The organism is Promicromonospora panici (genome assembly GCF_900608595.1).
GTDB classification, from domain to species: Bacteria; Actinomycetota; Actinomycetes; order Actinomycetales; family Cellulomonadaceae; genus Promicromonospora; species Promicromonospora panici.
Genome location: NZ_UWYY01000046.1, coordinates 1 through 12618 on the forward strand (window position 1 = coordinate 1; position 12618 = coordinate 12618).

The window sequence follows — 12618 nt, forward strand, 5'->3', positions numbered from 1 at the left end:
CAGCACGGACCAGGATTCTGGTTCAGGCTGATCCCACCCCCTTACTGCATTCCCCCAGAATCCCGCCGGCCACCGGCCGCTTGATCACGCGCCCGGACGCCCGCTCGGCGCTCGAGCCGATGCCCGGCACCAGTGCTGTCGCCGGCATCGGCCTCGACGGGCACTCCGGCCGGCGCAAGACAGCGGCTGCCCTGGGCAACTTGCCGCCCACACGGCCGCCGCAGCTATCGTGGCTCGTGTGAACGCAGACACGACCCGCACCGGCGCGGGCTCCACCAATATCCAGCCCGCAGGCATCTCCGACTCCGCGTGGCGCAGGGACCATTTCGTCTCGTTGCTGCGTTTCGCCGAGAGGTCGATCCGTGAGGACGGAGCGGCATGCTGGCTCGACGATGCGGGACGGCCAGACCTGACACATCCCGTAGAAACGTGGATCACGTCGCGGATGGCGCACATTTTCGCGATCGGGCACCTGCTCGGAGTGGGCGGCGCGGACGTGTACGCCGCGCGGGCGATCAGTGGCCTTCAGAACGTGCTGGCGGATCCGGAGTTCGGCGGGTGGCTTGCCTCCCGCGGTGAGGGCGACGAGCTCGTCGGGACGAAGGAGGCCTACGCGCACGCGTTTGTCGTACTGGCTGCGTCCACGGGCAAGGTCGCAGGTATCGCCGGTGCATCGGAACTGCTCACCAAGGCACTCGCAGTGTTGGACGCACGGTTCTGGGAGCCGGAGGAGAAGCTGCACCTGGACGAACGGTCACGTGACTGGTCGAGGACGTCGGGCTACCGCGGGGTGAACGCGAACATGCACTCCGTGGAGGCGCTGCTCGCGGCGCATGCCGCTACCGGGGACGGCCTCTGGCTGTCGCGGGCAGCCGCGATCGGCGACCGGGTGGCGCGCTGGGCGGCGTCGAACGAGTGGCGGATTCCCGAGCATTTCGACGCCACGTGGAACCCGCTCCTCGAGTACAACGCGGACCGGCCGCATGATCCGTTCAAGCCGTACGGAGCTACACCGGGGCACGGCCTCGAGTGGTCGCGGCTGCTGCTGCAGATCGACGCGGAGGCCGGCACACCCGGGCGGCGCACCGAAGCTGCCACGGCACTCTTCGACCGGGCGGTCGCGGACGGGTGGGACGCCGAACGCGGGGGCGGCTTCGTCTACACCACCGACTGGTCAGGCACACCGGTCGAGCCGCGCCGCTTCCACTGGGTAGCGGCCGAGGCGGTCGCGACCGCACAGGTGCTGGGGCGAGTCACCGGCGACGAGCGCTATGCACAGCTTGAACGCGAATGGTGGGGATGGATCCAGGAGCACCTGGTCGACGCCGAGCACGGGTCCTGGCATCACGAGCTCGACACCGAGAACCGTCCCTCGGGCCGCACCTGGATCGGCAAGCCCGACGTCTATCACGCCGCGCAGGCGGTGATCCTGTCGGAGCTGCCGCTGACCGGATCGTTCGCCGCCTCGGCGGAGCGGGCGGGCCGGATCCTGGCCTGAGCTGCTCACTGCGCACCCACGAGAACGCCCTGCGGCGCCGGTCGAGAGAATTGACCGGCCCCGCAGGGCGTTCTGATTTGGCCACCGGAACGAAGCCCGCCGCGAGTGGAGCGCTCACCGCGGGAGCACCGTCACCTCCGCGGCCTTCACGACGAACCACAGCCGCTCTCCGGGTAGCAGGCCAAGCTCCGCGACCGCTGCGGGCGTGAGATCGGCCGCGACACGCACCGCGATCCCGCCGTCGCTGGCGTCGGTGCCGCGATCTGACCGGGCGGTGTTGCCGGCGACCTCGCGTTGGTCCTGTCCGGCGTCGGCCCAGACTCGTAGCAGCGAACCGTGCGGTTCGATGCCGGTGAGCACGACCGAGAAGGCGTTGCGTGGGCTGCCGCCCGGCGGGTCACGGTGTACCGACACGGCGCGTGGCTCGAAGAGGGCCACGGCCTCGGTATCCGCCTCGAGCGGGTCCTCGGTGGTGCCGTGGACCTCGCCGAGGGGCGTGGCCAGCACGGCGCCCGACGCCCCGGCCGTCCCGGCCTCGGCTGTCCCGACCGCAGCCACCCGCCCTTCTCCTGTTGCAGCCAACACAACCCTGCCTACCAGCAGATTTACTCCCGCGAACCGTCCGCCGAACGTTGAGCGCGGTCTGGTGAGCACCTCCGCGGCCGGGCCGTCCTCGACCACACGGCCGTCCTCGATCACGACGACGCGGTCGGCGAGCTGGGCGACATCCAGGAGGTCGTGGGTGACGAGCAACGTCGTGCGCGGTGCGGACCGGTGCGCGGCCTGCAGCAACAGCCGGGCGTGCTGCGCCGCACCGACGTCGAGCGCGGAGAACGGTTCGTCGACGAGGAGAACGTCCGGATCGGTCGCCAGAGCACGTGCTATCGCTATGCGCTGGGCCTGGCCGCCCGAGAGCTCGTGGGGGCGCCGCGCGGCGAGGTGCGCGGCGCCGACGTCGGACAGGAGGGTGTGGGCGAGCGCACGGGCCTCGCCCCGCCGCGTCCCGCGAGACAAGGGGCCGAAGGCCACGTTGTCGCCGACGGACGCGTGCCGGAGCAGCAGCGCGCGCTGTCCGAGCCAGCCGACGCGGCGGTCACGCGGCGGCGTCGGGCGTATGCCTGGTTCCGCGACGACACGATCGCCGAGGGTCACCGTGATGTCTCCGCCGAGGTCGCCGAGGCCAGCGATGGCCTGGAGCAGCGTCGACTTGCCGGCGCCGTTCGGCCCCAGGACGGCGACGACCTCACCGGGGGCCACGTCGAGGGCGACATCGACGTCGCGGTCGGGCACCCGGACACGCAGGCTCAGCGCGGCAGGCGGGCGGACGCCCTTCCTGCCGCCCGGACGACCGCCCGGCTCGTGCGGCTGCGGCGCGCCGGTGGTCGCCCCGGTTACCGAAGGGCGAGCGGCCGATCCGTCGTCCGCCGAGCGCACATCCGCCGACCGGACGCCTGCCGATCTCACGCCTGCCGAGCCCGCGTCCCCGGAGCCGTCACCCGGACCTTCGCCCTCGCCCAGCTGGAACCAGGGCCCGTACGCCGCGACGATGATCACCAGCGCCACCACGACGAGCACGAGGGAGAGCGCGACGGCGGCGTCCGGGTCGGAGGAGCGCTGGAGGTAGATCTCGAGAGGAAGGGTCTGAGTGACGCCCTGGAGCGCGCCGGCGAACGTGATGGTCGCCCCGAACTCGCCCAGCGCCCGCGCGAAGGCCAGGACCGTTCCCGAGACCAGCGCCGGTGCGAGCGCTGGCAGAGTCACCCGCACCAGCACCCTGGTCGGCCGGGCGCCCAGCGTCGCCGCGACGTCCTCGTGCGCGGTGTCGTGCGAGCGCAGCGCGCCGTCCAGCGTCAGGACCAGGAACGGCAGCGCGACGAACGCCTGCGCGAGCACCACGGCCGCCGTCGTGAACGGGACACGCATACCCAGGGCGTCCAGCGCACCGCCGAGCAGCCCGCTGCGCCCGAGCAGGGTGAGCAGCGCGAGGCCGCCGACCACCGGCGGCAGGACGAGAGGGAGGAGGAGCAGCGCCCGCACCACACGCCGTCCGGGGAATGACGCCCGGGCCAGCAGCAGCGCGAGCGGCACGCCGAGCACCACGCACAGCAGGGTCGCGACCACGGAGGTGCGTAGCGACAGCCACAGCGCGTCGCGGGCACCCGGCGAGGTCAGGAGCGACCACAGGGAGCCGACGTCGATCCGCGTGAGCAGCGACGCGACCGGCAGGACGACCAGGAGCGCGCCGAGCGTCGCCGGCAGCACCACCCAGCGCGGCAGTCCGTTCACGGTGCGCCGAACCCCGCCTCCGACAGCGCCGTCCGGCCCTCCTCACCGGTGACGAGGGTTATCCACTCGTCGGCGAGGTCAGGGGCCTGCGGTTCGGCCAGCACCGCGACGGGGTACCGGTTGACGACCTCGGCGGCCTCGGGCGTGGGGACGGTCTCGACGTCGTCGGGCTCGGTGGCCGCGTCGGTGACGTAGACGAGGCCGGCGTCCGCCTCGCCGAGGGCGATCTTGGCCAGCACATCGGTCACGCTGGGCTCCTCGCTCACGGTGTGCGGGGTGACGCCGGCGCCCTCGGCCACCGCGGCGGCAGCCCGGCCGCACGGCACCTCCGGCGCGCACAGCACCACGTCGACATCGCTCCGGCGCAGGTCAGCGAGGCCCTGGACGTCGCCGGGGTTGCCGGTCGGCACCACTATCGTGAGCACGTTCGTGGCGAAGACGGTGGGCGCGGCGACCAGTCCGGCGTCGGACAGGCGGGCCATCGTGGGCTCGTCCGCGGTGGCGACGACGTCCGCGGGGGCGCCCGCCTCGATCTGGTCGGCGAGGTCGGACGACCCGCCGAACGACACCGTCACGTCGACGCCGGGGTGCGCCTCCTCGAAGGTCGCCTCGAGCGCGGTGAACGGCTCGCGCAGCGAGGCGGCGGCCAGGACGGTCAGCGTCTCGCCGTCCGACACCGGGGCGCATCCCGCCAGGACCACGCCAGCCCCGACCCCGAGCGCCGCGCTCGCCGCGAGACCCCGCGGGAGCGCCCTGCGCCGGGCGGCGGCGAGTAAGGTCACAAGAGTCGACACGGTGCCGAGGCTATCCCGGCGTACTGTGCACGACGTACAGGAGAGAATGAGTCCATGAGGATCTCCGCACGAGCCGACTACGCCGTCCGGGCAGCCGCTGAGCTCGCGGCTGCCGACCACGACGGACCTGTCCGCGCCGAGGCCCTGGCCCGGGCGCAGGACATTCCCCACCGTTTTCTGGAGGGGATCCTGAGCGATCTGCGCCGCGACGGGCTCGTCACGAGCCACCGTGGGGCGGGTGGCGGTTACCGGCTGGCGCGGGCGGCCGAGACGATCACCATCGCCGACGTGGTGCGTGCCGTGGATGGGCCGCTGGTCTTCGTCCGCGGCAACCGGCCGTCCGACCTGGAGTTCCAGGGACCGGCCGCGCCCCTGCTGCACGTCTGGGTGGCGCTGCGCGCCAACGTGCGCGCGGTGCTGGAGGCCGTATCGCTTGCCGACCTGGTGGCGGGGACCCTGCCGGCCGACGTCCGCGCGCTGACGCAGGGCGAGTCTGCCTGGTCCAACTCGTAGGAGGCGGCCCGCAGGGCATCGGGTGAAGTTTTGCATGCGCACTTATCCGATGTTTGAGATGCTTGTTGTTTCCGACCGGGTTAGGTGGTTACTCTGGCACGGGCCGTTCGTACGCGCCTGTGCCGTATCCCCGGACCTGGAAGGTCACGACCATGAGAACCCTGATCCTGCTGGCGCTCGTCGGCCTCGGCGCGCAGCTGGTGGACGGCAGTCTGGGCATGGCCTACGGCGTCACCTCCACCACGCTGCTGCTGGCCATCGGCACCAACCCCGCCGCGGCGTCGGCCACCGTGCATCTCGCCGAGATCGGCACCACGCTCGCCTCGGGCGCCTCCCACTGGCGCTTCGGCAACGTGGACTGGAAGGTCGTGGCCCGCATCGGTATCCCCGGCGCGATCGGTGCGTTCGCGGGCGCCACGTTCCTGTCGTCGCTCTCGACCGAGATCGCCGCGCCGGTCATGTCGCTGATCCTGCTCGGGCTCGGCGTCTACGTGCTGCTCCGCTTCACCGTGCAAGGGCTGCCGGTGCGGTCGGACAAGCCGCTGCGCCGTCGCTTCCTCACCCCGCTCGGCCTGGTCGCAGGCTTCATGGACGCCACCGGCGGTGGCGGCTGGGGCCCCGTGGGCACGCCCGCGATCCTGGCGAGCGGCCGCATGGAGCCGCGCAAGGTGATCGGCTCGATCGACACGAGCGAGTTCTTCGTGGCGATCGCGGCCAGCGTCGGCTTCTTCGTCGGCCTCAGCGGTGAGGGCATCGACCTCACCTGGGTGCTGGCCCTGCTCATCGGCGGCCTGATCGCCGCGCCGATCGCCGCCTGGCTGGTGCGCCTCGTGCCGCCACGGGTTCTCGGCTCGCTCGTGGGCGGCGTCATCGTCCTCACGAACACGCGGACGCTGCTCAACAGCGACTGGATCGCCGCCGGCGACGGCGTGAAGACCGCCGTGTACGTGGTGATCTGGATCGCCTGGGCCTCCGCCGTGGCCTGGTCCGTACGCGCGTACCGCCGGGACAAGGCGATCGAGGCCGCCGAGCCGCAGGAGTCGGACGTCACGCCGCAGCCGCAGGAGCCGGAGGCCGATAGCGTGTCGGCATGACGTCCGACCGGGTAGCGGTGATCACCGTCTCCGACCGTTGTGCACGCGGCGAGGCCGAGGACCGGTCCGGTCCGACGGCGGTGTCGCTGCTGGAACACGCCGGCCTCACCGACGTGAGCACCCACCTGGTGCCCGACGGTGTCGAGCCGGTCCGGGACGTGCTGCGGACCGCGCTCGACGACGGCGCCCGGCTTGTGATCACGACCGGCGGCACGGGGATCACGCCGCGTGACCTGACGCCCGAGGGGACGCGCGAGGTGCTCGACTACGAGATCCCGGGGATCGCCGATTCGGTCCGCCAGCAGGGCATCGCGGCAGGCGTGCCGACGGCCGCGCTCTCCCGGGGGCTGGCTGGTGTCGCGCGGGCGACGGACGGGACGCGGGCCCTCGTCGTGAACCTGCCTGGATCGTCGGGCGGCGTGCGTGACGGGCTCCAGGTGGTGCTCACGCTCTGGCCGCACGTCCGCTCCCAGCTGGACGGCTCCGACCACCCGCCCCCTTCGCCGAAGTAGAACTCTGGCGAGGTAGAACTGCGGCGAAGTAGAACCGTAGCGGGACCACGGTCCTACTTCGCCACGGTCCTACTTCGCCACAGTTCTATCTCGCCACAGTTCTATCTCGCCACAGTTCTACCTCGCCGGGGTTCTACCTCGGCGGGGTGGGGTCAGCCGCCGGCGAACGGGGGGAGGACGTCTACCGTTGTGTCGTCCGGGATGTGGGCCTCGTCCGATGTGGTGCGGGCGCCCGCCACCAGCAGGGCGCACTTCGGTAGGACGGCGCCCAGGGCCGGGTGCCCCGCGACGAGCGCGCTGCGGAGGGCGGCGACCGACGTCGGGCCGGCGAGCTGTTCGGCGGGGAGTCCCGCGGCCTCGCGGGCCCCGGCGAAGTAGCGGACGGTGATCATTCCGCGCGCACCCAGTCGCCCGACTTGCCGCCGGTCTTGCGCTCCAGGCGCACGTCCGCCAGCACGACGGACTTGTCCAGGCCCTTGACCATGTCGACCACGGCGAGCCCCGCGACGGCGACGGCCGTGAGGGCCTCCATCTCGACGCCCGTGCGGTCCGCGGTGCGGACGGTCGCCGTGATCGAGACGCCGTCGTCGGTCACGTCGAGGTCCACCGCGGCGCCGTGCACACCGATCACGTGGGCCAGCGGCAGCAGCTCCGGCGTCTTCTTGGCGGCGGCGATCCCCGCGATGCGGGCCACCGCGAGCACGTCGCCCTTGGGCACGGCGCCGTCGCGCAGCGCCCGCACGACATCGGGGCCGCAGCGGACCGTGCCCGAGGCCGTCGCGGAGCGGATGGTCGGCTGCTTGGCGGTGACGTCGACCATGCGGGCCTGGCCGCGGTCGTCCAGATGCGTGAAGCTCACGGGACCAGGGTGTCACGTCCCGGCCGGTCACGGAGACAGCCCCGGAGACATCCGCACGGCCCGTGCGTTCACCCGGCGGGCCGAAGGACGAGCCCCCGGCCGGACCACCGTCCCGGGCTCGGCTGCGAGTGGGTCGCCCCCGGTGCACGGTGGAACGGTGCGGTCGAGACCAGGCCTGTCGGACCCCGGCGAGAGGACGACCGATGACCAGCGACGCCCGGACCGTACGTCCCGGCGAGGCCCCGCGATGAGGGCCGTCGTGACCGGAGGCGCCGGCTTCGTGGGCAGCAGGGTGTGCGAGGTGCTCATCAACTCCGGCGCCGAGGTGGTGTGCCTCGACAACCTCTTGACCGGAGCCACCGCCAACCTCGGCGGGCTCCTCGGACATCCCGCGTTCCGGTTCGAGCACTGCGATGTCGCCGACGGCTTCGGCTCCCGCGCGGTCGCGGCGGCTCTGCGCCCCGGTGTCGACCTGGTGCTGCACCTCGCCTCGCCGGCCTCGCCCGTCGACTACCTCGAGCACCCGATCGAGACTCTCGACGCCGGTTCGCGCGGCACCCGCGCCGCGCTCGAGCTGGCCGAGAGGCATGACGCGCGCCTCGTCCTGGCCTCCACGTCCGAGGTGTACGGCGATCCGCAGGTCCACCCGCAGACCGAGGACTACTGGGGGAACGTGAGCAGCGTCGGCCCGCGCAGCGTCTACGACGAGTCCAAGCGGTTCGGCGAGGCGCTCACCGCCGGCTACCGGCGCGCGCACGGGACCGACACGGGGATCGTCCGGATCTTCAACACCTACGGGCCGCGCATGCGCGAGCGCGACGGGCGCGTGGTGCCCACGTTCGTCCGCCAGGCGCTCGCGGGGGAACCGCTCACCATCGCGGGCGACGGTTCGCAGACGCGGTCGCTCTGCTACGTCGACGACCTCGTGGACGGGCTCCTCGCCTTCGCGCGCAGCGGGCACCCCGGCCCGATGAACCTCGGCAACCCGCACGAGCTCACGGTCCGCCGGATCGCCGAGGACGTGATCAGGGCGACCGGCTCGCGGTCCCGGACCGAGCACGTCGAGCGGCCGGTCGACGACCCGGGGATGCGCTGCCCCGACATCACCCTGGCCCGAACGGAGCTGGGATGGGCGCCCCGGGTGGCCTGGGCGGACGGCTTGGCCCGGACGGTGTCGTGGTTTCGCTCTCGTTCGCGGGGAGCTGCGTGAGCGCTGACTCGCACCCGGCGACCACCTCATCCACCGGGACCTGGGCGAGCGCCGGGTCGAGACGGCTCGCGTTCGGGTCGCGCGGCGGCGCGCCCGGCTCACCGTGCCAGACGACGACGTGCCGGGCCCGGTCGATCAAAGGCCCCCAGAGCGCCGGCGGCGTAGGCCCGAACAGCGTGACGGACGGCGTCCCGTACGCCGTCGCGAGGTGAGCGACGCCGGTGTCCCCGCTCACCAGCAGCCGTGCGGTGGCGACCCGCTCGGCGAGCGCCGGCAGGCTGAGCTGCCCTGAGACGTCACGCACCGCGTCGCCGGCGTCGGCCTCCAGCAGCACCCGGTGACAGAGCGCCCGTTCGGCCTCCGACCCGGTCAGGACGACGTCGTGGTCCCGTGCCGCGAGCGCGGCGACGACCGCCGCCCAGCGGGAAGCGGGCCACCGGCGGGCCGCCGCGGCCGCCCCGGGGTGCACGAGCACGTGTGACCGTCCGCCCGGTGGGTCCTCGGGGCCGAGGCGGAGGTCGTCAGGTTTGCAGTTTCCGCCGACGCTCCGCACGAGCCGGCACCAGCGCAGCACCTCGTGCTCGGTCTCGTCCCAGTCGGGGCCGATGTGCCCGGCCTCGATGTTGTCGAAGGCGATCAGGGCGTCCGGCCGGGTCGCCTGCAGGACGCGGTGGCTCTCGGGCCCGCGGCCGTGCAGGTTCACCGCCAGGCACCCGGGGGCGTCCTGGGCGCCGCCGGGGCCGGCCCACGGCCAGGGGAGCCGGGTCAGGCCCCGGGCCGGCAGCACCGTGTCCACGACGCCGAGGTCGGTCAGCCACTGTCCGAGGGGCTGGGGCGCGGCGAGCACCACCCGGTGTCCCGGCCAGGCCCGCCGCACCCCGCGGAGCGCGGCCACGCCGGTCAGTGCGTCGCCCAGGCCCAGAGCACGCAGCACGAGGACGGTCATGGTGCGCTCCCGGTGTACCGCCCGGTCACGGCCATGATGCCTCTCCCGACGCCATGACCAGCAGCTCCCGGATCTCGCTCCCGGGCGGCTGCGTCAGGGCGGTCAGCACGGCGCCGGCGGTCGCCGCCGGATCGTTGAGGTCGGCGTCCGGGCCTGGCTTGTACTGGTCGGTGCGGCCGTCGAAGAACGGCGTCCGCATGCCCCCGGGGATCAGGCAGGTCACGCCCACCCGGCCCGCGTACTCCGCCGCGAGGGCCTGGGTGAAGCCGCGGATGCCCCACTTCGACGCGCAGTACGCGGTCGCGTCGCCCGCGCCGCGCAGGGCGAGCGTCGAGGCGACGGTGACCACCGTGCCGCGCCGTTCCTCCAGGTGGGGCAGGACCGCTCGGATCACCGCCACGGTGCCGAACAGGTTGACGCGGACCACGCGCTCCCAGTCCTCCGGGGCGATGTCGAGCAGCGGGCCGCACGCGTCGATCCCGGCGGCGGTGACCACCGCGTCGGGCGGGCCGACCTGTTCCACCAGCGAGTCGACGGCGGCCTGCGCGGCACCCGGGTCCGCGAGGTCGGCCGCGGCGAACGGCACGTCGGCGCTCGGTTCGGCGACGTCGAGGACGGCGGGCGTGCCGCCGGCGGCGGCCAGCACGTCGACGAGCGCCGCGCCCAGGCCGGACGAGCCGCCGGTGACGAACACGGTGCCGACGGACCGGGGTGCGAGCGGGGAGGCAGCGGGAGCCGGGGCGCTGGATCGCGCGGCGTCCGCGGTGGTGGTGGTTGCGGTCATGATGACCTCCTCATGGTCGGTGGGATCGACGCGGGTACGGGTTCGGCCGCCCGGACCTGGCCGACGAGGCCGGTGGTGGAGCGGCCGGGAAGGTAGGGCAGGGTCACGACGCGCCCGCCGTAGGAGCGGACGACCGCGGCCTCGGGCAGGTCGGACCAGGTGTAGTCGCCGCCCTTGGCCCAGATGTCGGGCCGGAGCGCGGCCACGGCGCGCGACGGCTCGTCGTCGTCCAGCACGACCGCCGCGTCGACGCAGCCGAGGCTCTCGAGCACGCGGAGCCGGTCGGCCAGGGGCACGACCGGTCGCTCGGGACCCTTGAGGCGGCGCACGGACCGGTCGGAGTTGACGAGCACCACGAGGTGCTCGCCCAGTCGTCGTGCGGCGTCCAGCATGGTGACGTGACCGGCGTGCAGCAGGTCGAAGCAGCCGCTCGTCGCCACGAGCGTCCCTCCCGCCGCTCGGAGCCGGGCGCCGATCTCCTCCAGGGACGCGGGGCTGCCGGATACCGGGCCGTCAGAAATGGGGACGCCGGAGACGGGACCGGTCCGCTCGGCGGGTTCCCGGGCGGCGTGGCGTGCCCGGCGGAAGCCGTCGGCGCCGCCCGAGGCGACCCAGGTGCTCGCCGCCACCACACCCTCCCGGACGGCGGTCGCGGCGCCGTCCCCGCGGGCCAGCCGGTCCACCACGGTGGCGGCGAACCGGTCGCCGGCGCCGCAGGGGTCGGGTCCCTGCACGGGCTCGGCGGGCAGGTGGCGGACGACGCCGGGCACGCCGCCCGAGCCGGCGTCCGGCCGGGTCGCGACGAAGGCACCGCGGTCCCCGGCGGTGACGCTGACGGCCTGCGCGTCCCAGGCCCGGCGCAGCACGTCGGCCACCGCCGGTACTCCGGCGTCCCCGTCCGTGGGCGGTTCGGGGAGCCGTCGCGCAGCCCGCTCGGCCTCGGCCGCGTTCGGCGTCACGAGCGCGGCGCCCCGTACCGGTTCGCCGCCCCGTGGGTGCGGATCCCAGACGAGCGGCACCCGTTCGGCGGACTCGGCGAGCAGCTCCCGCAGGAGCGGTTCCCGGGTCAGGCCTCCGCCGTAGTCGGCGACGAGCACGGCGTCACAGCCCGCGACGGCCTCGCGCACGCGGCGCACGGTCGCCTCGTCCACGCCGGCAGGGGTGCCCGGTCCGCCGTCGTCCACGCGGACCAGGCCCTGCCCGGAGCCGCGGACCCGGGTCTTGCGACGTGTCGGGCCTTCGTGGCCGAGGGGGACGAGCGTGACGTCGGCGAGCTGACGGCGCAGCTCGCGGCCGTCCGCGTCGTCGGCGAGGGGCGCGACGAGCACGACGTCGGCACGCTGGGCGCACAGCAGGGCGGCGAGCCCCGCCCCGCCCGGGCTCTGCCGCACCTCCGACACGTCGACGACGGGCACCGGCGCGTCGGGGGCCAGCCGGGTGACCGATCCGTCGACGTCGCGGTCGAGCAGGATGTCGCCGAGGACGGCGATGCGTGGCCGGGCCGGTCGGGCGAAGCTCCCGGTCATGCGCGGACCTCCGCCGTCCGCGGCCGCACTTCGCGGTCCTGGGCGCGCGCGGCGACGCGGGCATCGAGCACCGCGCACAGCGTGTGCACCACGACGAGGTGGATCTCCTGCACGGTGGACGTGGACGCCGACGGCACAGTGAGCGCGTCGTCGCACAGGGCGGCGAGCGGGTTGGGGGCCTGCCCGGTGAGCGCCCAGGTCGTGAGCCCGAGCTCCCGGGCCCGCCGGGCCGCGACGAGCACGTTGGCGCTCGACCCCGACGTCGACAGGCACAGCAGGACGTCGCCGGGCCGGCCGTGCGCCGCTACCTGCCGGGCGAACATCTCGTCCGACCCGTAGTCGTTGACGATCGCGCTGAGGCTGGAGGTCTCGGCGTGCAGGGCTATCGCGGCGAGCGGCACCCGCTCGTCCTCGAAGCGGCCGACGAGCTCGGCGGTCAGGTGCTGCGCCTCGGCGGCGCTGCCCCCGTTGCCCGCTACCAGCAGGCGCTGGCCGGAGAGCAGGCGGTCAGCGAGGTCCTGACCCCAGGACTCGATTCGGCCGAGGTTGGAGCTCACGTGGTCCAGGCCGACCGTCAGGTCGTCGCGGTGCCTGCG

General features: G+C 73.8%; 14 protein-coding genes. 6 read left to right on the forward strand and 8 right to left on the reverse strand.

The genetic code is table 11. From position 1 onward, the window contains the following. Both EW117_RS29905 and EW117_RS28895 read left to right on the forward strand, forming a co-directional pair. A partial coding sequence (locus EW117_RS29905) for a hypothetical protein (protein WP_207212124.1) occupies nucleotides 1-242 on the forward strand: 242 nt, incomplete at its 5' end. Then, a complete protein-coding gene (locus EW117_RS28895) occupies nucleotides 239-1498 on the forward strand; it encodes an AGE family epimerase/isomerase (protein WP_129790174.1) in 1260 nt (419 codons plus the stop codon). The genes EW117_RS29905 and EW117_RS28895, both read left to right, overlap by 4 nt. A 114-nt stretch (nucleotides 1499-1612) precedes the next feature. Here EW117_RS28895 and EW117_RS28900 read toward each other — a convergent pair whose 3' ends face one another. Both EW117_RS28900 and modA read right to left on the reverse strand, forming a co-directional pair. Next, the gene (locus EW117_RS28900) at nucleotides 1613-3784 is read right to left on the reverse strand and encodes an ABC transporter permease (RefSeq protein ID WP_207212125.1); all 2172 of its coding nucleotides are present in this window, start codon (nucleotides 3782-3784) and stop codon (nucleotides 1613-1615) included. Next, nucleotides 3781-4578 (reverse strand): molybdate ABC transporter substrate-binding protein, encoded by a 798-nt coding sequence (modA, locus tag EW117_RS28905; RefSeq protein WP_242504646.1) that lies wholly within the window; start codon nucleotides 4576-4578, stop codon nucleotides 3781-3783. Before modA ends, EW117_RS28900 begins: the two co-directional genes overlap by 4 nt. A 54-nt stretch (nucleotides 4579-4632) precedes the next feature. Here modA and EW117_RS28910 point away from each other — a divergent pair, with 54 nt between their 5' ends. From EW117_RS28910 to EW117_RS28920, 3 genes are all read left to right on the forward strand, one after another. Further along, a complete protein-coding gene (locus EW117_RS28910) occupies nucleotides 4633-5091 on the forward strand; it encodes an RrF2 family transcriptional regulator (RefSeq protein ID WP_129790175.1) in 459 nt (152 codons plus the stop codon). Between the two features lie 152 nt (nucleotides 5092-5243). Continuing rightward, complete coding sequence (locus EW117_RS28915) at nucleotides 5244-6185, forward strand: sulfite exporter TauE/SafE family protein (RefSeq protein WP_129790176.1); 942 nt, start codon at nucleotides 5244-5246, stop codon at nucleotides 6183-6185. Continuing rightward, nucleotides 6182-6697 carry a MogA/MoaB family molybdenum cofactor biosynthesis protein gene (locus EW117_RS28920; protein ID WP_129790177.1) on the forward strand — a complete coding sequence of 172 codons (516 nt, stop codon included), beginning with the start codon at nucleotides 6182-6184 and terminating at the stop codon, nucleotides 6695-6697. Before EW117_RS28915 ends, EW117_RS28920 begins: the two co-directional genes overlap by 4 nt. A 152-nt stretch (nucleotides 6698-6849) precedes the next feature. On the opposite strand, the gene EW117_RS28925 is transcribed toward EW117_RS28920, so the two are convergent. Together EW117_RS28925 and moaC are read right to left on the reverse strand one after the other, a co-directional pair. Beyond that, the gene (locus tag EW117_RS28925) at nucleotides 6850-7089 is read right to left on the reverse strand and encodes a MoaD/ThiS family protein (RefSeq protein ID WP_129790178.1); all 240 of its coding nucleotides are present in this window, start codon (nucleotides 7087-7089) and stop codon (nucleotides 6850-6852) included. Further along, nucleotides 7086-7556 (reverse strand): cyclic pyranopterin monophosphate synthase MoaC, encoded by a 471-nt coding sequence (moaC, locus tag EW117_RS28930; RefSeq protein WP_129790179.1) that lies wholly within the window; start codon nucleotides 7554-7556, stop codon nucleotides 7086-7088. Before moaC ends, EW117_RS28925 begins: the two co-directional genes overlap by 4 nt. Before the next feature lie 259 nt (nucleotides 7557-7815). Between moaC and EW117_RS28935 the strand changes: the two genes are divergently transcribed. Continuing rightward, entirely contained in the window at nucleotides 7816-8766 is a 951-nt protein-coding gene (locus EW117_RS28935) for an NAD-dependent epimerase/dehydratase family protein (RefSeq protein ID WP_479725120.1), read from the forward strand. Here the strand turns inward: EW117_RS28935 and EW117_RS28940 are convergent. The 4 genes from EW117_RS28940 to EW117_RS28955 all read right to left on the reverse strand — a co-directional run. Then, nucleotides 8660-9712, reverse strand: coding sequence for a glycosyltransferase family 9 protein (locus EW117_RS28940; protein ID WP_129790181.1), 1053 nt, complete (start codon nucleotides 9710-9712; stop codon nucleotides 8660-8662). The two genes, EW117_RS28935 and EW117_RS28940, sit on opposite strands and share 107 nt — an antisense overlap. A 25-nt stretch (nucleotides 9713-9737) precedes the next feature. Next, on the reverse strand, nucleotides 9738-10496 hold the full coding sequence (locus EW117_RS28945) for an SDR family oxidoreductase (protein WP_129790182.1): 759 nt from the start codon (nucleotides 10494-10496) through the stop codon (nucleotides 9738-9740). Then, nucleotides 10493-12022: a PfkB family carbohydrate kinase gene (locus EW117_RS28950; RefSeq protein WP_129790183.1), complete on the reverse strand. Its 1530-nt coding sequence runs from the start codon at nucleotides 12020-12022 to the stop codon at nucleotides 10493-10495. The genes EW117_RS28945 and EW117_RS28950 overlap by 4 nt, the downstream gene beginning before the upstream one ends. Beyond that, on the reverse strand, nucleotides 12019-12618 hold a 600-nt coding region (locus EW117_RS28955; protein WP_207212126.1), incomplete at its 5' end, for a D-sedoheptulose-7-phosphate isomerase. The genes EW117_RS28955 and EW117_RS28950, both read right to left, overlap by 4 nt.

Coding starts and splice junctions, on each gene's coding strand:
- EW117_RS28920 (WP_129790177.1), top strand. CDS start 6,182: ATGACGTCCGACCGGGTAGCGGTGATCACCGTCTCCGACCGTTGTGCA.
- EW117_RS28950 (WP_129790183.1), bottom strand. CDS start 12,022: ATGACCGGGAGCTTCGCCCGACCGGCCCGGCCACGCATCGCCGTCCTC.
- EW117_RS28940 (WP_129790181.1), bottom strand. CDS start 9,712: ATGACCGTCCTCGTGCTGCGTGCTCTGGGCCTGGGCGACGCACTGACC.
- EW117_RS28925 (WP_129790178.1), bottom strand. CDS start 7,089: ATGATCACCGTCCGCTACTTCGCCGGGGCCCGCGAGGCCGCGGGACTC.
- EW117_RS28910 (WP_129790175.1), top strand. CDS start 4,633: ATGAGGATCTCCGCACGAGCCGACTACGCCGTCCGGGCAGCCGCTGAG.
- EW117_RS28945 (WP_129790182.1), bottom strand. CDS start 10,496: ATGACCGCAACCACCACCACCGCGGACGCCGCGCGATCCAGCGCCCCG.
- EW117_RS28915 (WP_129790176.1), top strand. CDS start 5,244: ATGAGAACCCTGATCCTGCTGGCGCTCGTCGGCCTCGGCGCGCAGCTG.